General features: G+C 63.2%; 18 protein-coding genes. 9 read left to right on the forward strand and 9 right to left on the reverse strand.

Going from position 1 to position 19,697, the window contains the following annotated elements; all coding sequences use genetic code 11:
* Positions 1-121: 121 nt before the first annotated feature.
* The 7 genes from thrC (at position 122) to B0D78_RS05975 (ending at position 8,823) form a co-directional block, all read left to right on the forward strand.
* On the forward strand, positions 122-1,303 hold the full coding sequence (gene thrC / locus B0D78_RS05945) for a threonine synthase (protein WP_078016068.1): 1,182 nt from the start codon (positions 122-124) through the stop codon (positions 1,301-1,303).
* 139 nt (positions 1,304-1,442) lie between these two features.
* Positions 1,443-2,981 carry a glucosyltransferase domain-containing protein gene (locus B0D78_RS05950; RefSeq protein WP_078016069.1) on the forward strand — a complete coding sequence of 513 codons (1,539 nt, stop codon included), beginning with the start codon at positions 1,443-1,445 and terminating at the stop codon, positions 2,979-2,981.
* Between the two features lie 32 nt (positions 2,982-3,013).
* Positions 3,014-4,006 carry a glycosyltransferase family 2 protein gene (locus tag B0D78_RS05955; protein ID WP_078016070.1) on the forward strand — a complete coding sequence of 331 codons (993 nt, stop codon included), beginning with the start codon at positions 3,014-3,016 and terminating at the stop codon, positions 4,004-4,006.
* A complete protein-coding gene (locus B0D78_RS05960) occupies positions 3,999-4,409 on the forward strand; it encodes a GtrA family protein (RefSeq protein ID WP_078016071.1) in 411 nt (136 codons plus the stop codon). The genes B0D78_RS05955 and B0D78_RS05960 overlap by 8 nt, the downstream gene beginning before the upstream one ends.
* A 223-nt stretch (positions 4,410-4,632) precedes the next feature.
* Positions 4,633-6,456 carry an ATP-dependent zinc metalloprotease FtsH gene (ftsH, locus tag B0D78_RS05965; protein ID WP_078016072.1) on the forward strand — a complete coding sequence of 608 codons (1,824 nt, stop codon included), beginning with the start codon at positions 4,633-4,635 and terminating at the stop codon, positions 6,454-6,456.
* 373 nt (positions 6,457-6,829) lie between these two features.
* The gene (locus B0D78_RS05970) at positions 6,830-7,267 is read left to right on the forward strand and encodes an Hsp20/alpha crystallin family protein (protein WP_233543456.1); all 438 of its coding nucleotides are present in this window, start codon (positions 6,830-6,832) and stop codon (positions 7,265-7,267) included.
* Positions 7,268-7,458: 191 nt separating this feature from the next.
* Positions 7,459-8,823, forward strand: a complete 1,365-nt coding sequence (locus B0D78_RS05975) for a uracil-xanthine permease family protein (protein WP_078016074.1) — start codon at positions 7,459-7,461, stop codon at positions 8,821-8,823.
* A 216-nt stretch (positions 8,824-9,039) separates the two neighbouring features.
* Here the strand turns inward: B0D78_RS05975 and B0D78_RS05980 are convergent, their stop codons facing one another.
* The 9 genes from B0D78_RS05980 to B0D78_RS06015 form a co-directional block, all read right to left on the reverse strand.
* The gene (locus B0D78_RS05980; RefSeq protein WP_078016075.1) at positions 9,040-9,630 is read right to left on the reverse strand and encodes a 3'-5' exonuclease; all 591 of its coding nucleotides are present in this window, start codon (positions 9,628-9,630) and stop codon (positions 9,040-9,042) included.
* Positions 9,631-9,815: 185 nt separating this feature from the next.
* Complete coding sequence (locus tag B0D78_RS05985; protein ID WP_078016076.1) at positions 9,816-10,712, reverse strand: 4Fe-4S binding protein; 897 nt, start codon at positions 10,710-10,712, stop codon at positions 9,816-9,818.
* Positions 10,705-10,842 carry a CD1871A family CXXC motif-containing protein gene (locus tag B0D78_RS12800; protein WP_168170022.1) on the reverse strand — a complete coding sequence of 46 codons (138 nt, stop codon included), beginning with the start codon at positions 10,840-10,842 and terminating at the stop codon, positions 10,705-10,707. Before B0D78_RS12800 ends, B0D78_RS05985 begins: the two co-directional genes overlap by 8 nt.
* Complete coding sequence (locus tag B0D78_RS05990; RefSeq protein WP_205948267.1) at positions 10,842-11,342, reverse strand: TlpA family protein disulfide reductase; 501 nt, start codon at positions 11,340-11,342, stop codon at positions 10,842-10,844. Before B0D78_RS05990 ends, B0D78_RS12800 begins: the two co-directional genes overlap by 1 nt.
* An 11-nt stretch (positions 11,343-11,353) precedes the next feature.
* Positions 11,354-12,175 carry a TIGR02757 family protein gene (locus tag B0D78_RS05995; protein WP_078016078.1) on the reverse strand — a complete coding sequence of 274 codons (822 nt, stop codon included), beginning with the start codon at positions 12,173-12,175 and terminating at the stop codon, positions 11,354-11,356.
* Positions 12,176-12,310: 135 nt separating this feature from the next.
* Positions 12,311-12,637 (reverse strand): hypothetical protein, encoded by a 327-nt coding sequence (locus B0D78_RS06000; RefSeq protein WP_078016079.1) that lies wholly within the window; start codon positions 12,635-12,637, stop codon positions 12,311-12,313.
* A gap of 20 nt (positions 12,638-12,657) precedes the next feature.
* Complete coding sequence (locus B0D78_RS06005; protein ID WP_078016080.1) at positions 12,658-14,289, reverse strand: phospho-sugar mutase; 1,632 nt, start codon at positions 14,287-14,289, stop codon at positions 12,658-12,660.
* Between the two features lie 215 nt (positions 14,290-14,504).
* Complete coding sequence (locus B0D78_RS06010) at positions 14,505-15,677, reverse strand: M20 metallopeptidase family protein (RefSeq protein WP_078016081.1); 1,173 nt, start codon at positions 15,675-15,677, stop codon at positions 14,505-14,507.
* Between the two features lie 91 nt (positions 15,678-15,768).
* Entirely contained in the window at positions 15,769-17,154 is a 1,386-nt protein-coding gene (locus tag B0D78_RS06015; protein ID WP_168170024.1) for a YfcC family protein, read from the reverse strand.
* A 436-nt stretch (positions 17,155-17,590) separates the two neighbouring features.
* Here B0D78_RS06015 and B0D78_RS06020 point away from each other — a divergent pair, with 436 nt between their 5' ends.
* Positions 17,591-18,652, forward strand: coding sequence for an NAD(P)-dependent alcohol dehydrogenase (locus tag B0D78_RS06020; RefSeq protein ID WP_078016083.1), 1,062 nt, complete (start codon positions 17,591-17,593; stop codon positions 18,650-18,652).
* A gap of 70 nt (positions 18,653-18,722) precedes the next feature.
* Positions 18,723-19,655, forward strand: a complete 933-nt coding sequence (locus B0D78_RS06025; RefSeq protein WP_168170025.1) for a CobW family GTP-binding protein — start codon at positions 18,723-18,725, stop codon at positions 19,653-19,655.
* Positions 19,656-19,697 lie beyond the last annotated feature (42 nt).

The following is a 19,697-nucleotide window of genomic DNA, read 5'->3' on the forward strand; positions in this document are numbered from 1 at the left end:
ACCATATATTTAAACTTGAAAACGGAGAAAAATCAACTGGCAAAGCTCATGAAATCATATTTTTTTGCAGGATCTTTGTGGTAAGATGATTTTATCTTTCTGTCGGAACGGGGTGTTTTTCATGAAAAAAGCTCTTCTGCGGTGCAAAACCTGCGGCGCCGAGTACGGCGCGGAGCGGGCGCCATTTCGCTGCGCCTGCGGCGAACCGCTCGATCTGGCGTGGGACGGGGCCGGCATCGACACGAACGAAAGATGTCAATCGCGTCGCTACGCGGCGTTCTATCCGTTTGCGGCGGACGAGTGGCGCTCGCTGGGCGAGGGCGGCACGCCGCTCGTAAAGCTCGAGGCGCTGGCCCAGGAGCTCGGCCTGGCCGAGCTGGCGGTCAAAAACGAGAGCGCCAACCCCACCTGGTCGTTCAAGGACCGCGGCACGGCGGCCTGTGTCGCCCACGCGCGGGCGCTCAGCTATGCGAAAGTCGGCACGGTCTCTTCGGGCAACATGGCGGCCTCGGTGGCGGCGTACGCCGCGGCGGCGGGCATGGAGGCCTTCATTATCGTCAAAGGCAACGTCGCCGACGAGAAGCTGGCGCCGATCGCCATCTACGGCCCGCGTCTGCTGCGCGTCGCCGGCCCGTACGACGCGCTGTACCGCGAAAGCCTGCGCCTCGGCGCCGAGCGCGGCATCTACTTCATGAACTCCGACGTGCCGTTTCGCGTCGCCGGATCGCGCACGATCGCCTACGAGATCGCCGAAGAGCGCGGCTTCCGCGTCCCCGACTGGGTGATCGTGCCGGTGAGCGCGGGCGGAAACCTGCGCGGCATTATCAACGGCTTCGAGGATCTGCGGCGCGCGGGGCTGACCGACCGCCTGCCGCGGTTCATCTGCGCGCAGACGGCCCGCGTCGCGCCCGTCGCCGCGGCCTTCGCCGCCGGCGCGGCGCGGATCAGCCGATTCCCCGACAACGAGACGATCGCCCACGCCATCGACAATCCGTTTCCGCCCAGCGGCAACCGCGTGCTGGCGGAGCTGCGCCGTCTCGGCGGCGCGGCGATGACGGCGGACGAAGGCGAGATCGTCCGCGCCCAGGCCGACCTGGCCCGTTGCGGCCTGTTTGGCCAGCCGGCGTCCTGCGTGCCGCTGGCGGTCCTGCGCCGGGCCCGCGCGGCCGGCATCGTGGCGGAGGGCGAGAGCGCCGTGCTGGTGATGACGGGCAGCGGGCTGAAGTATACGGCGGCTTTTGCGGCGCACCGCCTCGAATGGCGCGACTGCGACCTTGCGGCGCTGCCGGAGTATCTGCGATAGTCGCGCGGCCAAAGCGCCGCCTCCGGCCGAACCGAAAGGAAGGGCATGGGAAGCGGCGCTTTGTCTCCCGGCTCGCCGGGGAGTATAATATCCCGACCCGTTCGAGAAGGGTATTTCAAGAAAAGCGAGGACTTTTGCCATGGAACAGTCGAAGAATCCCTGCCGTCTGATCCTCCTCAGCACGCTGCTCTGGGGGCTTTTCGCGCACGGCATGATGCTGCTCAATAAATTTTCGTTCCACGACGACGCCAAGCTGGGCTTCGGCCTCGGCGCCACGGTGACGTCGGGACGGTGGATGCTCGAGGTGCTGAAGCGCGTCACCGAGTTCGTTTTCGGCGGCAGCCTCTACAGCCTGCCGCTTTTCAACGGCCTGCTGACGCTGATTCTGGTCGGGCTGGCGGCCTGCATGACGGCGAGAATCTTCCGGCTGCGGCGCGTTTACAGCTGCGTGCTGCTGGCGGGCGTGATGGTGGCCTTTCCGGTCGTGACGGCGATGATGGGGTACATGTACACGGTGCCCTATTACATGATCGGTCTCGACCTGGCTGTGGCCGGCGCCTGGCTGATCTGCGACGGCGACCGGCGGCACTGGTACCGGCTGCCGGCGGGCTGCGTGCTGGCGGCCTGCGCGGTGGGCGTGTATCAGTCCTGCATCCCCATCGTGCTCAGCGTGATGCTGCTGCACATGATGATGAGTCTGCATGACGACGCCTCGGCGCGGCGCTTCGATTTCTTTTACAAGGGGCTTTCTCTGGTGCTGGCCTGCGCGCTGTTCATGGCGCTGTACCTGGCGGTGAACTGGTTCAGCCTGAAGGCCGCGGGCGCGCAGCTTTCCGATTACGAGAGCATCAACACGTTCGGCTTCGGCGGCTGGAGCGAATATCTCGACCGCGCGGCGCGGGCTTACCGCGAGTTCTTCCTGCCGCCGCCGATGAAGATGCGCGACATGTATCCCACGGCGTCGCTGCGCTGGCTCTATCAGGCCGTGCTGTGGTTCGGCGTTCTGCTCGGGCTGGACCGGGCCGCTCAGCTGTTCCGGCGCAAACCGCGCCGCGGCCTCGAATTCCTGCTGACGCTGGCGCTGCTGCCGCTGGCGGTCAATTTCATCCACGTCATGGTGGACGTGAAGATGATCCACTCGCTCATGGTCTACTCCAAAGTCTTCGTCTTCGTGGGCTTCATCTGCCTGCTGGAGAACGCTGCGCTGGACCGCCTCCATTATCCGCGCTGGATCTACCGCGGCGGCATGTTGCTGATGTTCTGCGTGACGGTGCTGTACTGCCATTTCTCCAACATCTGTTATTTCAAGGCCAACTTTTTGCAGAATCAGGCGATCAGCTACTTCACGCGGCTGGCGGCGCGCATCGAGAGCGTGCCCGGCTATTCGCCCTACCTGCCCGTGGCTTTTCTGAACGAAGACGCCAAACAGGATTTCAACGCGCCCGTGATCCCGGAATTCGAACGCATCCGTCTGATTCCCTACCTGTTCAACGAGAAGTCGCCGCTGATCAACAACTACGCGTGGAAAAACTTCATGCGCATGTGGTGCGATTATTCGCCGATCGTCATCGAGAACGTGGAATCCTTCGAAAAGCTGCCCGAAGTGATGGCCATGCCGCGCTATCCTCTCGAAGGCTCGATCAGGGTCGTGGACGAGGCTGTCGTCGTCAAATTTTAACGGCGGCGGCCGGTGCGAAAGGAGCGATAGGCATGACCGAGAAGAGACGGGGAAAACGGCCGCTGTTTTCCGTGGCGGTGCCGTTTTACAACGAGCAGGAGAACCTGCGGGCGTTGTACGGGCGCCTCTGCCGCGTCGTCGGCGACGTGGAAAACTGCGACTTCGAGCTGCTTTTCGTGGACGACGGCAGCACCGACGCCTCGCTGGACGTCGTGCGCGCCCTGGCGGCGCAGGACGCCCGCGTGCGTTACCTGAGCTTTTCGCGCAACTTCGGCAAGGAGATCGCCCTGTCGGCAGCCATCGATCATGCGCGCGGCGACGGCGTCATCTTCATGGACGCCGACCTGCAGCATCCGCCGGAGCTGATCCCGAAGCTGATCGAGGGCTGGTTCGAAGGCTACGACGACGTGTACGCCCAGCGCCGCACGCGCGGCGGCGAGTCGGCCTTCAAAAAGCTGACGGCGAAACTGTACTATCACGTGCTGGCGCGCTCGACGCGCATCCCCATCCAGATGGACGCCGGCGATTTCCGCCTGCTCAGCGCCCGGGCGCTGGCGGTGCTGCGGCGAATGCCCGAACATCAGCGCAACATGAAAAGCCTGTACAGCTGGATCGGCTTCAAAAAGAAAGCCGTGCCCGTCGACCAGGAACCGCGCCTGCACGGCGCGAGCAAGTTCGGTTTCTTCCGCCTGCTCAACCTGGCCCTGGACGGCATCACCTCGTTCACGACGGCGCCGCTGCGTCTGGCCACGATCCTCGGCGCGCTCAGCGCCGCCGTGGCGCTGCTTTCGTTCTGCTGGTTCCTGATCCGCACGGCGGTGTGGGGCAATCCCGTGCCCGGCTACCCCTCGCTGTTCTGCGGCATCCTCTTTTTCGGCGGCGTGCAGCTGCTGGGACTGGGCGTCATCGGCGAGTATCTCGGCCGCGTCTTCATGGAGACCAAAGGGCGCCCGCTCTACGTCGTGGCCGAAAGCAACGTGACTGACGAAACGTCCCCGGAACGCAGGGAGGCGCGGCATGACTGAGACGGAACGGGAACGATTCCGGGAAGTCGCCGGCTACCTGTTCTTCGGCGTGCTGACGACGATAGTCAACTACGTCAGCTACTACGCGCTGACGCGCTGGCTGGGAATGGGCGTGACGGCGGCGACGGCCTGGGCCTGGGGGCTGGCGGTGCTGTTCGCGTTCGTGACCAACAAGCTCTGGGTTTTTCGCAGCCGCACGCGCGGCCTGGCGGCGCTGGGGCGCGAGCTGTCGGCCTTCGTGGCGGCGCGCCTGTTTTCCGGCCTGCTCGACGTGGGCATGATGTGGCTGTTCGCCGAGAAGCTGGGCTGGCCGGACATGTGGGTGAAAATCGGCGACAACGTGTTCGTCACGGCGCTCAACTACGTTTTCAGCAAGCGCTGGATTTTCCGCGAGCGGGCGTGACGGGAAGCCGATACTGTTTCTTGACAAAAAGCATGAACAGAGCTTGCTGGGCGCTGCGAGGGAGTCCAGCCGCTCAGGACGATCTCGGCCGCCGTTCGGTCTGCGCAGCTCGCTTTTGCGGAGGGCGGCAGCTGATAAAGATCGGTGATTTCGTCACTGACGCGGTCGTTTTTGCGAGTATAATGAAAGACAATCGACATTCTCACATAAAGGGGGAAACGCTGTGGACGAAATCAAAAATCCCAGAAAGCCGCTGCTCTATTATTACGCGATCGCCATGCTCGTGCTGATGCTGTTCAACCTGCTGGCCAAGCCGTGGCTGATGCGCGCGCAGATCGACGAGGTGGACTACGGCGCGTTCATCAAAATGACCGAAGAGAAAAAGATCGGCCGGGTCAACATCGAGGAGAACCAGATCCTCTTCACCGACGCCGAGGGCAAAAAAGTCTACCGCACGGGGCTGATGGACGATCCCGGGCGCACGGAACGCCTCTATCAGTCGGGGGCGAAGTTCTCGAGCGAGATCGTCGAACAGGCGTCGCCGATCGTCAGCATGCTGCTGTCGTGGGTGGTGCCGCTGCTGCTCTTCTGGGGGCTGGGCCAGTACATGCAGAAGAAGCTCATGAACCGCATGGGCGGCGACTCGATGATGTTCGGCATGGGCAAGAGCAAGGCCCGCGTCTACGTGAAGTCCACCGAGGGCATCAAGTTCGCCGACGTGGCCGGCGAGGACGAGGCCAAGGAAAACCTGGCGGAGATCGTCGAGTACCTGCACAATCCCGGGCGCTACCGCGACATCGGCGCGAAGATGCCCAAGGGCATCCTGCTCGTCGGGCCGCCCGGCACCGGCAAGACCATGCTGGCCAAGGCCGTGGCCGGCGAATCGAACGTGCCGTTCTTCTCGATGTCCGGCTCCGAATTCGTGGAGATGTTCGTGGGCATGGGGGCCTCGAAGGTGCGCGACCTGTTCAAGCAGGCCAAGGAAAAAGCGCCCTGTATCGTCTTCATCGACGAGATCGACGCCATCGGCACGAAGCGCAGCGGCAACGTGATGGGCAACGACGAGCGCGAGCAGACGCTCAACCAGCTGCTCACGGAGATGGACGGCTTCGAGGACAACACCGGCGTGATCATCCTCGCCGCCACGAACCGCCCCGAATCGCTCGACCCGGCGCTGACGCGCCCCGGCCGCTTCGACCGCCGCGTGCCCGTGGAGCTCCCCGACCTGAAGGGGCGCGAGGACATCCTCAAGGTGCACGCCAAAAAGATCAAGCTCGACCCGGGCGTCGATTTCAACAAGGTGGCGCGCATGGCCTCCGGCGCTTCCGGCGCCGAGCTGGCCAACATCGTCAACGAGGCGGCGCTGCGCGCCGTGCGCGACAATCGCGGACAGGCCACGCAGGCGGACCTCGAAGAGAGCATCGAAGTGGTGATCGCCGGCTATCAGAAAAAGAACGCCATCCTCACCGACAAGGAAAAGATGATCGTCGCCTACCACGAGATCGGCCACGCCCTGGTCGCCGCCATGCAGAGCCACTCCGCGCCCGTGCAGAAGATCACGATCATCCCGCGCACGTCGGGGGCCCTCGGCTACACCATGCAGGTGGAGGAAGGCAACCATTACCTGATGAGCAAGGAAGAGCTGGAAAACAAGATCGCCACGCTCACCGGCGGCCGCGCCGCCGAAGAAGTCGTCTTCGGCTCCGTGACCACGGGCGCGTCAAACGACATCGAGCAGGCCACCAGGCTGGCCCGCGCCATGATCACGCGCTACGGCATGAGCGACGATTTCGGCATGGTGGCGCTGGAAACGGTGACCAACCAGTATCTGGGCGGCGACGCCTCGCTGGCCTGCGCGCCGGAGACGCAGTCGCTGATCGACAGGAAGGTCGTGGCGCTCGTCAGGGAGCAGCACGAAAAAGCTCGCGCGATCCTGGCGGACAACCGCCGCACGCTCGACGATCTGGCCAAGGCGCTTTACGAGCGCGAGACCATCACCGGCGAAGAGTTCATGGAGATCCTTCACGCCGCGCCCGCGCAGTCCTAACTGAAGAAAACGTGCGCAAAAAAATTCCCGGAAGGCTGTCAGCCTTCCGGGAATTTTTTTGCGCGCATCGCGCGGGAAAAATTTTTCGAGCGGCGTATTCCGTCCGGCAAAAAACCGGCAAATTTTTTTGAATCAAGGCTGACTTTGACCTTTCATGACCTGTCTTAAGTCTATCAAAAGGAGTCGTATCAATCATCCATATCAATCTAAAATGAATTAGCACTCGACACTTGACAGTGCTAACAAGAGTGCTATAATACACTCAGAACGAAGGAGGAACGATGAAGCGAAAGACCTCCGGACGTTCCCGCATCGTTAATATAGAAGGCGGACCCCGCAGGGGCCGCCCGATCTCAAGGAGGAAATAAAGATGATGGTACCGAGCATTTGGAACGACAATCTGTTTGACGAACTGGAAAACGTGTTCAGCGACGGTTTCTTCCGCCGCAGCCCGCTGTACGGACGCCGGGAGCGGAACATGATGAAGACCGACGTGCGCGAGACGGAGAACAATTATGAAGTTGACGTCGACCTGCCTGGCTTCAAAAAGGAAAACGTCAACGTCCAGCTGCAGAACGGCTATCTGACGATCAGCGCCGTCAGGCAGCACTCCAAGGAAGAGAAGGACGCCAAGGGCGCCTTCATCCGTCAGGAACGCTACGAGGGCAGCTGCTCGCGCAGCTTCTACGTGGGTGACAGCATCAAGAAGGAAGACATCAGCGCCAAGCTGGAAGACGGCATCCTGCGCCTGACCTTCCCGAAGAAGAGCGAAAAGGAACTCGAACAGAGCAAACTGATCGAAATCGAATAGGTTGTCTGCAGGCAGGCCGCCGGGATTCACTCCCGGCGGCCTGCCGTGTTTTTTGGAAAGGGGCGCTCTCGAAGCGGCTTTTTCGGCGGGCGTCTCATCGGTGGATTGTTTATGCATGTCGTGCAACCGGTTTTACATTTTCTGTGCTATAATTCCGGCAGGAACAAAATTCACCCGGAGGTGTTTGTGTGATGGCTCGGAAAGAACTGGTATATGGAGTGGACGACGTTCCGTCTCTGCCGATTTTGCTGCTGGCGGGCGCGCAGCACGTGCTCACGTTGTTCGGCGCGACGACGCTGGTGCCGCTGATCTTCGGTCCGGCGATGGGGATGACGCCGGCGCAGATCGGGTTTTTCATTTCCTGCGTATATTTTGCCATGGGGGTGTGCACGCTGATCCAGACCAGCCCGTTCGGCTCCGGGCTGCCGATCGTGCAGGGCTCGAGCTTCAGCTTTATCCCGCCGATCATGACGATCGTCGGCATCTATTCGGCGCAGGGCACGAGCGTGATCTTGCAGTACATCGGCGGAGCGCTGATTTCCGGCGGCGTGTGCCTGGTGCTGCTGGGGCAGTTCGGTCTGATCGGCAGGATCCGCCGCTTCGTCGGCCCGATCACGGTAGGGACGACGATCATGGCGATCGGCTTCTCGCTGGCGGGCACGGCGATCAGCGGCAACGCCGCCGGGTACTGGCCGGCTTCGCTGACGGTCGTGGCGCTGATTTTCCTGTTCGGGCTGAAAGTCAAGGGGCGTTACGTCAACATCTTCTCGGTCCTTCTGAGCGTGGTCATCGTCTGGGGAGCGTGCTTCGCGCTGAGCCGCGCCGGCGTGTTCCACCCGGGGCATCCCGTCTATATCAGTCTCGACAACGTGAACGCGGCCAAATGGTTTCAGTTCACGGGTTTCATGCCCTGGGGCATGCCGAAGTTCAGCCTGGTGGCGTTCGGCGCGATCTTGGCGGGCTTCTTCTCCGTCATCCTCGAGAGCATCGGCGACTATTTCAACGTCTGCAACGCGGCGGGACTGCCCGACCCGACGGAGCAGCAGATCAGCCGGGGCATCCGCGCCGAGGGGCTGGGCTGCATCTTCGGCGGCCTGACGGGCGCGGTGGCCTGCACGAGCTACACCGAGAACATCGGCCTGATCGGCCTGACGGGCGTGGCTTCGCGTTGGGTGGTGCGCGTCGGCGCGATCCTGCTGATCGGCATGAGCATGGTCGGCAAGTTCGGCGCGCTCGTGGCCACGCTGCCTGCGCCGATCATCGGCGGCTGCTACATCGCGCTGTTCGGCACCATCGGCGCGCTGGGCATCCAGGCGCTGACCCGCGCCGACATGCAGAAGCAGCGCAACGTGATGATCGTCGGCTTTTCCTTCCTGATGGCGCTGGGGCTGCCGGGCTGGGTGGAGGCGCAGAAGGAGCTGTTCTTCGGCTGGGGCATTCCCGGCCAGATCCTCTGGGCGATCGGCAAGACGTCGATGGCGGTGGCGGGCGTTTCGGCCTGTCTGCTGGACAATCTGATCCCCGGCACGCGCGAGGAGCGTGGCTTCAGGGACTGAATTCCGAAAACACATGGGGAGAACGCCGCGGTTCACGGGCGTTCTCCCCATGTGTTTTTGTCGTTTTATACTATTTCTCAATTAAAATGCCGAACGCAGAGGCGCTGCGAGGGAGATTCACAAAGCGAGCTGTACAGCAGTCGAGGGAGTTCTGAGCGATTGAACTCCCTTGCAGCGCCCAGAAAACTATGTGGGTGCTTTTATCAAGAAATAGTATTATCTGGCCAGCAATCGCGCGGACGAGGCGTATTCGCGGGCGAACGCGGCGAAATCCATGTCGAGCCCGCGGATCTTGCGCAGGATGCGCGCGAAGAGCTGGACGCAGTAGCGGCAGTCGGCCAGCGCGCGGTGGTGGCCGCCGGCGTCGAAGTCGAAGAAGCGGCTCAGGTTTTCGAGGCTGTAGCTGTTCAGTCCGGGAAAGGCCTGGCGGCTCAACTTGAGCGTGTCGAAGACGGCGGGGCTGTCCCATTGGAGCCGCTGCCGCCGCACGACGGGGTTGAGAAAGCTCATGTCGAACGGCGCGTTGTGCAGCACCAGCGGCGACGGCCCCACGAAGCTTACGAGCGCGGCGACGGCGTCGGCCGCGCGGGGCTGGCCGCGGACCATGGCGTCGTCGATGCCGTGGATGGCGGAGACGCCGCGCGGGATGGGGCGTCCGGGATCGACCAGCGTTTGAAAATGCCGCTGCGAGCCGTCGGGAAAGATTTTCAGCGCGGCGATCTCGACGATGCCGCACAAGGCGGGGCTCAGCCCGGTGGTTTCGATGTCGAGGGCGGTAAAACCCGTTTCGGCGATGGAGAGAGGCATGGCGCGCCTCCTTTCTGTTCGTTGCTTGGGCGGCCCGAGAAGAGCCGTCCGACGTGAAAAAGTCTAGTGCAAAAGCGCGCGCTCTGTCAAGGGGCTGCGGCGCGGTTTAAAAAAGCGAAGGCCACCGGGGGGAAAATCCGTTCCTCCGGGGCCTTCGCTTTTTTGAGGATTTGTGCCGCCGGTTTTCAGGGACGTTCCGGCGACGGTTTGCGCCGCGCTCTCGGGCTTTGTTCGAGCGGCGGCGTCAGCGCGGCGGTAGGGCAGACGTCTACGCACCGGCCGCAGCGGATGCATTCGTCCCCGTTGGTGCCCTGCGGCAGCTTCAGCGTCATCGGGCAGGACGCGGCGCAGCGCCCGCAGGCGACGCATTTTTTTTCGTCGAAACCGTAACGGAGCAGGGCGATGCGGTTGAAGAAGCCGTAAAAGGCCCCCAGGGGGCACAGATATTTGCAGAACGGGCGGAACGACTTCACCGACAGGACGAGCAGCGCGGTCAGCAGCGCGCTCTTCCACGTGAACAGCCATCCGGCCGCGCCGCGCAGACTTTCGTTCAGGCTCAGCAGCGTCCAGCCGCCCATCAGCGTCCCCGAAGGACAAATGTACTTGCAGAACCACGGGGAGCTGACGCCGGTCAGATCGTCGCGCGCGAACAGCGGCAGGATGACGACGAACAGCGCCAGCACGGCGTATTTCAGCCGCCTCAGGGTGCGGTCGCCGGGCAGGTTGAGCCGCTTGCGCCCGAGCGGGATCCTGTACAGCAGGTCCTGGACCAGCCCGAACGGACAGAGCCAGCCGCAGACGAAGCGCCCCAGCAGCGCCCCGAACGCGAACAGAAAACCCGCGACGTACAGCGGCAGCCGCGGCTCGAATCCCGTCAGCATGGCCTGGAAGGAGCCGACCGGGCAGGCCCCCAGCGCTCCCGGGCAGGAATAGCAGTTCAGGCCGGGGACGCAGACGTTTTTCAGCGGTCCCGTGTAGATCTTGCCTCTCAGAAAGCCGGCCAGATAGCCGTTGGTCGTGGCCGTCCACAACAGCTGTACGGTCTGCCGCAGCCGGCCGCTCTTTTTCCGGCCGCTAGCCAATGCCCACGCACTCCAGACAGATCTTGACGGCTTTCTGGAACACGGCGAAGTTCTCGCCGCGCCACAGCCCGGCGGCGATCAGGGCGACGCCGGCGAGCAGGCACGTCCAGCCCGCGCCGTATCTTTTCATTATTTGGCCTTCGCCAGCATTTCGCGGATGATTTCCCGCCACTGCGCGGCGCTCCGCGCGCCCGTCGCCTCGCCGACGATCTCGCCGCGTCCGTTCACGAAGAACGTCTGCGGGATGGCGCTGAAGTCGCCGAGATACCGCGCCAGACCGTCGTCGAGCAGCAGGTGGAGGTAATCGGCGCCGGTGCGCTCCACCAGCGTCTTCGCCTTGGCGATCTGTTTCTCGCTGCGGCGGCCGGCCGGATCGAACCAGTCGTAGAGCAGTCCGACGATTTGCACGCCTTCGGGGGCCATTTCCTTCGCCAGCCGGCCGAGATCGGGCATCTCGTGCAGGCAGGGCGGACAGAACGTGCCCCAGACGTTGAACATCGTCAGCGGCGCCTGCCGGAAGAGCGCCTCGTCGTGCGCCGCGCCTTCCAGATCCTCGGCCTTGAACGCGCCGATCTTTTTCGCCGCGAAAGCGGACGAAGCCATCATCGCCAGAACCGTTGCGACAAGCAAAAACTTTTTCATCATTCCGTTTCAATCCTTCCTGTTGTAGAGCGCGCCCGGCATTCCGCCAGCAACGCTTCCTGTTCCATGTCGGCACGGATGCCGAACCTCGTCAGGACAAAATCGTAGCGCACCGGGTCGCGCGGCGACAGACGCGCGAAAGCCCTCGTGACTTCCTGCGCCGTTTTCAGATCGGCCGCCCTGCGCTTCGTGAAGCGCAGCGAGCGGCACACCGCGTACATGTGCGTGTCAAGCGGCACGATCAGCTCGGCGGGGTCGAGCCCGTCCCAGCCGCCGGGGTCCACTTCGTCGCGGCGGACGAGCCAGCGCAGCATCAGAAAATGCCGCTTGCAGGCGCTGCCGCGCTGCGGACGGCACAGCAGGCTGTTCGGACGGCCGTTTTCCAGCGCCGCGATCAGGAAATCGAGCGCGCCCGCAAGCGAACCGCATTCCCGCCGGGCCGCGAGCATACAGCCGCCGAGACTGCCCCAGCGGGAAACGACGCGCCTGACGCCGCCCAGCAGCGCCGCGACGTCGGCCCCGTCGGTGAAGCGGTGCCGGAACGCCGCGAAGACTCCGCGCCAGTGTTCTTCGCCGTACCGTTCCACGGCCGTCCGCGGCGAGGCCCCGATCGCGCCGAGCACGACGCCGACGCTTTTGAGGATCGTCGCCACGCGCCCGTAGGCCAGCGACGAGGCGACGAGCGCGGCGATCTCGCGGTCTTCGGGCGCTTCGTAGCGGTAGAGGAACTGCAGCGGGTCGGGCGAGACGAGTTCACGCCGGTTGCAGCGTTCGTACAATTCCTCAAGATAGAGCCCAAGCGACTTTTGCCGCGGCGTCATGACGTCGTCACCTCGAATTCCCGAGCTATTATATCATAATTCGCCGGCCGAAAAACGTGCGGCGTCGTCGCTGTTCTGAGTATATGGGAAACGCGGTTCCCATTCCGTGACAAAGTTACGGAAGAAAATCCGCCGTCAGTCGAACAGATAGCGGCCGCACTTGAGGCAGTGCTTCTTGCGGTCGCCGAAGCCGCAGTTCTCGCACAGCACGGCGGGGGCGCCGCGGCCGAACGTGTAGGCGCCGCATTTGACGCAGTACCGCCAGCGGTCGCCGAAGCCGCAGTTCTCGCACAGCCGCGCCGGGACGCCCTTGTCGAACGTGTAGGCCCCGCATTTGACGCAGTACCTGCGCCGGTCGCCGAAAGCGCAGTTGGAGCAGAGCTGGGCGATATAGCTGCGGGCCTGAGCGGCGGACGCCGCCAGCGCGAGCAGAAGGAGACACGTCACGATTTTTTTGCGCATGATCCGATCCTTCCTTTCCCTTACAGTCCGAGGACGCCGCCGACTTCGGCGCGGCGGGCGGCGAGCTTGGCGCGCGCGCTCGTCTCGTCCGCGTCTTTGATGGAATAGTAGATTTTGATCTTCGGCTCGGTGCCGGAAGGGCGCACGGCGAACCACGAGCCGTCGGCGCAGAGGAACTTCATCACGTTTTCGCGCGGCAGGCCGTCCAGCCCCTGCGCGTAGTCAAGCGTCTGCGAAACGCCTTCGAAGCGCGCGCCGCCGCGCAGGCGTGCCATCATCGCGGCGATGCGCTCGGCGCCGTCCTTCCCCTTGAGCGTGTGCGACTCCTGGGCGTCGAGGTAATAGCCGAAGCGCGCGTACAGCCCGTCCAGCTCGTCGATCAGCGTGCGTCCCTGCGACTTGGCCGCGGCCGCCATTTCGCAGATCAGCATGGCCGCGACGACGGCGTCCTTGTCCTGCGCGTGCGTGCCGGCCAGGTAGCCGTAGCTTTCCTCGTAGCCGAACAGGAACTCGCGCTCGCCGCTGCGCGCGAACTCGGTGATCTTTTCGCCGATGTACTTGAAGCCCGTCAGCGTGCGCAGCACGGTCACGCCGCGGCTCTGCGCCACGCGGGCCCCCAGTTCGCCGGTGACGATCGTGGTGATCATCGTCGATTTGGGCGTGAGGGCGCGGTGCGAGAGCACGAAGTCGGCCAGCAGCGCGCCGATCTGGTTGCCCGAAAGCAGCCGGAATTCGCCGCCCGCGGCGACGGCGCAGCCGATGCGGTCGCTGTCCGGATCGGTGCCGATTACGACGTCGGCGCCGACGCGGCGGGCCAGCTCGATGCCCAGCGAAAGCGTGCTGCGCTCCTCGGGATTGGGCGCCGTGACGGTGGGAAAATCGCCGTCGGGCAGCTCCTGTTCGGCGACGACCTGCACGTCGGCGAAGCCGCAGCGCTTCAGGATGGCGCGCACCGGCAGGTTGCCCGAGCCGTGCAGCGGCGTGTAGACCACTTTCAGCGCGCCCGCGTCCCGCTGCGGCACCGACTGGCACTGGACGGCGTCGAGAAAGGCCTCGACGGTCTCCTGACCGATCCAGGCGATCAGCTTTTCGTCGCCGGGAGGGATCTGCGCCAGGTCGGCGGCCTCCACGTATCTCGTCAGTTTGGCGGCGGGGGCGGGGCAGAGCTGGCAGCCGTGCTCGTCGTAAACTTTGTAGCCGTTGTATTCTTTGGGGTTGTGGCTGGCGGTGATGACCACGCCGGCCGCGGCCTTGTGGTGCTTGACGGCGAACGACAGCGCGGGCACCGGTTCGAGCTGCCGGAAAATCTTCACCGGCACGCCGCAGGCGGAAAGCACGCGCGCCGTTTCCAGCGCGAATTCGGACGAGCGATTGCGCGAATCGTAGGCGACGACGACGCCGCGCTGCCAGTCCGCGATTTCCGCCTTGAGATAGCGCGCCAGCCCCAGCGTGGCCTTGCCGACGGTGTAGCGGTTGAGGCGGTTCGTGCCCGCGCCCATGACGCCGCGCATGCCGGCGGTGCCGAATTCGAGGTCGCGGTAGAAACGGTCTTCGATCTCCTTCTCGTCGCTCAGCGCCGCCAGTTCGCGCCGCGACGCCTCGTCGAGCCATGAAGCGCCAAGCCATTGTTCGTATCGTTCGCGATAAGTCATGGTCAGTCCTCCGTCGGTTTAAAATTTTGCAGCGGCGGCAGATGTTCCACGTGGAACATCTGCCTTCGCCGCGCCCAAAAGAGATTCGTGATTCCCACTTGATTTTAATTGAACGACGTCGGCCCTGCAAGATGAGGAAAACCGCAAATTTGAAACGATGCGGTACAAAACAGCCCGCGCGAATTTATTCGCGCGGGCTGGAAATTCACGCTGATTCAGCGGCACACGTCCAGAGCCAGTCCGGTCAGCGCGGCGACGCCGCAGACGAAGGCGCTTTCGTCTGCTTTGAAGCAGGAGGAATGGAGCGGCGCGTTGTCCTTGTCCTTGAAGCCGACGCCGAGGCGGAACATGACGCCGGGAACTCGTTCGGTGAAGAAGGCGAAATCCTCGCCGCCCATGGAGCAGTTCTCGAAGGCGACGATGCGGTCTTTGCCGACGACGCGCTCGGCCACGGAGACGAGCCGGTCGAACATGCCGTCGTCGTTGACCAGCACCGGCGTGCCTTCGCGGATCTCCACCCCAGCGCAGGCGCGCAGCGCTTCGGCCGTCAATCTGGCGACGCGCGGGATGGCTTCGAACAGGTGTTCCCGCACCCGGGAGCGGACCGTGCGGATCGTGCCCGTCATCTTCACGTCGGGGGCGATGATGTTGCTCCTGACGCCGCCGTGGATCGTGCCGATCGTGACCACCGCCGAGTCCTGCGGCGCCACCTCGCGGCTGACCAGCTGCTGCAGGGCCGTGATCACCTGGGCGCCGACGGCGATCGGGTCGATGCACAGCTCCGGATAGGCGCCGTGTCCCTGCCGGCCGATGACGTCCAGCGAGAAACTGTCGGACGAGGCGTTGAACGCGCCGCGGCGCACGCCCAGCGTTCCGGCGGGAATGCCGGGAAAAACGTGCAACGCCGCGATGCAGGCGGGCGGATCCTTTTCGTCCAGCTCCCCCGCGGCGATCATCTCCCTGGCGCCCCGGCCGGTCTCTTCGGCGGGCTGGAAGAAAAATTTCACCGCGCCGTGAATCTGTCCGCGCACGTCGCACAGCGCCTTGGCCGCGCCCAGCAGCACCGCCGTGTGAACGTCGTGGCCGCAGGCGTGCATCACGTTTTCGTTCCGCGATTTGAATTCCACGTCGGCCAGCTCCGGCACGGGCAAAGCGTCCATGTCGGCGCGCAGGGCGAAGACCGGGCCGGGCCGAGCGCCCCTGACCAGCGCCACGACCCCCGTTTTGCCGGCGCGGCGCACCTCGTCCGCGCCCATTTCGCGCAGCGTCCTCTCTACGAACGCCGACGTTTCCACTTCCTGACCGCTCAGCTCCGGATGGGCGTGAAGATGGTGACGCCACGCCGTCACGTCGCCGACGACCGACGAAGCCAGTTTTAGAAGATCCATTGTTTATGCCTCCCTGTCGTGCAGCATGTCATGGAAAAGCGGAAAAACATCTCTGCCGGGACGTTTTTCCGCTTCCATTGCTTGATTGTGTTCACCAGCCGAAGATCTGCATCAGCGTGACCGTGGCGCAGCCCATGAGAATCTGGAGAAGCAGCATGGGCAGGAACCAGCGCACGTATTTGCCGTAGGCGATCCCCGCCAGGCCGAGGACGCCCATGAGCACGCCCGAGGTGGGGATGAAGCAGTTCGTGAAACCGTCGCCGAACTGGAACGCCTGCACGGCCACCTGGCGGCTGATGTTGCTCAGATCGGCCACGGGCACCATGATCGGCATGACGGTGACCGCCTGGCCGGAGCCGGAAGGGATAAAGAAGTTGATGATCACGTTGGCCAGGAACATCAGGTTGGCCCCCACGACGGCGCTGACTTTGCCGATGGGCATGGACAGGTAGTAGACGATGGTGTGGATGATCTTGCCGTCCGTCATGACCACCGAGATGGCGCGGGCGAAAACGATCACGAAGGCCGCGTAGGTCAGACCGGACATGCCCTTGGTAAAGGCTTTGAACGTCTGGTTCAGACCCAGCCCGCCGACGAAGCCGGAGGTCAGCCCCATGATCAGGAAAACGGTGGAGTAGTGGGAGATGCCCCACTTCCAGTTCAGCGAGCCGTAGATGATGAAGCCGAAACTGAGCGCCACGATCAGCGCGCAGACCGACTGCCGCCAGGTCATCTTCGCGTTCGCCGCGAGAGCGCCGAGGTCTTCCGCTTGCGCCGGCGCGTTCGGATCGTAGACAAGGCTCTTCGTGGGATCCTTCCCGATGCGCCTGATGTAGATCAGCACGAAGGCGATCGTCAGCGTGATGTTGAGGATGTGAAGCACCACGCGGATGTTGAACCCCGAGGTGATGGGCAGGCCGGCGATCTCGTTGGCGATGCCGACCGTGAACATATTGGCCCAGCCCACGTTGAAGCCGGCATAGGAGCCCAGATACATCATGGCGAAGCCGACCACGGCGTCGTAGCCGAGGCTCTTGGCCAGCAGCACGCCGACGGGGATCAGGGCGATGACGGGATTGGCGAAAACCCCCACGGCGCCGCCGATCGACATGACGATCATGATGACGACCACGGCCCAGATCTCCTTGCCCTTCAGCATGCCGACGATGCGTCCCATGCCGGCGCGGATCGTGCCGGTCTGTTCGATCACTTCGACGGCGCCGCCGATGAAGAACACCATCGACATCATCACGGCCGACTGGATCATGCCCTTGGTGACGGCGTTGAAGATGTCCCACAGCCCCTGGGGATTGCTCGCCACCTGATGATAGGAATCGGCGATGACTCGCTTGGTCTGCGGATCGACGTCGTACACGCCGGCGGGGATGATCCACGTCAGCGCCGCCATCACGGCCGTGAGGACAAACATGAGCGCGAACGTGTGAGGAAGCTTGAGCGCTTTGTTCTGGACTGCCATTGTGATCCCTCCTGAGAATGATATAAGACCAAAGGGTTTGTTTCGGTAAATTACCATAACCGCCTGAGTTGGGCAAGTACAAGAAGAATAAATAAGTTTAATTTTCTGAAAAAACGGCGAAGACCATCTCCCGTCGACGGTGAAATCGGGAACGCGCCATCTCCGGCGGCTGTCCAGTAAGCGACAGTCTATGAAAAAAATGCGGGCTGCGGAAGAGACCTCGACCGTTCGTTTTTTTCGAAGCCCGTCGCGTCATGGCCGCTGGATCTGTCCCTATATTATTGAGAATTTTTTTCTGGAATATGCCTTGTAAATCTGACCGTTCTTCTTCAAATATGAGCATGGAACATTCCCCCCATAAAATGGTAAAATATATTTTAAGCGGTGTGCTGCAGGGGCAGCTCGCTATTCCAAAGAAAAAAGAGGTGTGTGTGTTATGAGAGGTTACGCGATGCTCAAAATTGGCGAAGTTGGTTGGATCGAAAAAGACCGGCCGGCCTGCGGCCCGATGGACGCCATCTGCAAACCGCTTGCGCTGGCGATCTGCACATCGGACGTCCATACGGTCTGGGAGGGGGCCATCGGCGAACGGCACAACATGATCCTCGGCCACGAAGGCTGCGCCGAGGTCGTGGAAGTCGGCTCGATGGTCAAGGACTTCAAGCCCGGCGACCGCGTGCTCGTGCCCGCGATCACGCCCGACTGGAACTCCCTCGAGGCTCAGGGCGGCTATTCCATGCATTCCGGCGGCATGCTCGCCGGCTGGAAGTTCTCCAACTTCAAGGACGGCGTTTTCGCCGAGTACTTCCACGTCAACGACGCCGACGGCAACCTGGCCCTGATTCCCGAGGGCATGAACACCGTCGACGCCTGCATGCTTTCCGACATGGTCCCGACCGGGTTCCACGGCGTTGAACTGGCCGACGTGCAGTTCGGCGACGTCGTCCTGGTCATCGGCATCGGCCCGGTCGGCCTGATGGCCGTGGCCGGCACCAACATGCGCGGCGCTTCGCGGATCATCGCCGTTGGCACGCGCCCGGTCTGCGTCGAAGCCGCCAAGAAGTACGGCGCCACCGATTTCATCAGCTACAAGAAAGGCCCGATCGAGGAGCAGGTCTTGGAGCTCACCGGCGGCAAGGGCGTCGACCGCGTCGTCATCGCCGGCGGCACCGTGGCATCCTTCGAGCCGGCCGTCAAATCCCTCAAGCCCGGCGGCAAGATCGGCAACGTCAACTACCTGGGCAGCGGCACCTACATCAACATTCCCCGCGCCGAGTGGGGTGTGGGCATGGGCCACAAGCAGATCAACGGCGGGCTGATGCCCGGCGGCCGTCTGCGCATGGAAAAGCTCGCCCGACTCATCACCTCCGGCAAGCTGGACGTCGCGCCGCTGTCGACTCACGTCTTCGAAGGCTGGGAACATCTGCCCGAAGCGCTGCAGCTCATGAAGGACAAGCCCGCGGAGCTGATCAAGCCGGTCGTCAAGATCTCCGGCTGACGGAACATCGCAAAAAAACAGGCCTGAGCTCGAATTTCAGGCCTGTTTTTTGTCGTGCGGAGGTGGAAACGTGAAAATACTGGTCATCTCCGGCTTTCTGGGAGCCGGAAAAACGACCTTCATCAAGGAGCTGATCCGGCGCACGGGCAAGAACGTCGTCGTCATGGAGAACGAATACGGCGAGGTGAACCTGGACAGCCAGGAGATCTCGCAGACGTCCGACGTCGACATCCTCGAATTTGCCGAAGGCTGCATCTGCTGTTCCATGAAGGACAGCTTCGCTTCGTCGCTGCTGACGATCTCGTCCTCGCTGGATCCCGAGTACCTTGTCGTCGAGCCGACGGGGATCGGCAAGCTGAGCGGCATCCTGGCGACGGCCCAAAAATATGAGTACGAGCGGATCAGCCTGCTCCGCCCGGTGACGATCGTGACGCCGCAGAGCTTTTACCGGTATCGGCGCGAGCATCCCGACATCTATCTCGATCAGATCGAAAATTCTTCGCGGATCGTCTTTTCCAAAGGCGAAAACGAATCGCCCGACATTCTCGAAAAGATCGCCGCCGAGATCCGCAGGCTCAACCCGCGGGCCGAGATCGTCTGCCGCCACTACACTCAGCAGGATGACGCGTGGTGGAACGGACTGCTGGAGGAAGAGCGCGCCGCGGAATGTTCCACGTGGAACACGGCGGCCGAAAGCGCCGGCCGCGCCTCGAAAATCCACGAGTGCACGTTTGCCAAGGCACGCCTGCGCAATCCGGCGGAACTGATCGTCCTTTTGGAAGACGTGATCCGCGGCGAACTGGGCGACATCAGCCGGGCCAAAGGCGTCCTGCAGTGCGGCGGCGAATGGCTGCGTTTCGACGCCGCCGATTCGCGCTACGGCGTGACCGGCGCCGAAGGCTATGCGCAGGAAACGCAGTGCGTCTTCATCGGCCGCACCGTCAAAAGACGGGCCCTTTTCGACCGACTGAACGCCGGGACCGACGGCGCGGTTGAGACGTGACGAAAGGCAGGTAAAAGCCGCCGCCGCGGCGCGAAGAAGAGC

It is taken from the genome of Pyramidobacter sp. C12-8, assembly GCF_002007215.1.
Taxonomy (GTDB): domain Bacteria; phylum Synergistota; class Synergistia; order Synergistales; family Dethiosulfovibrionaceae; genus Pyramidobacter.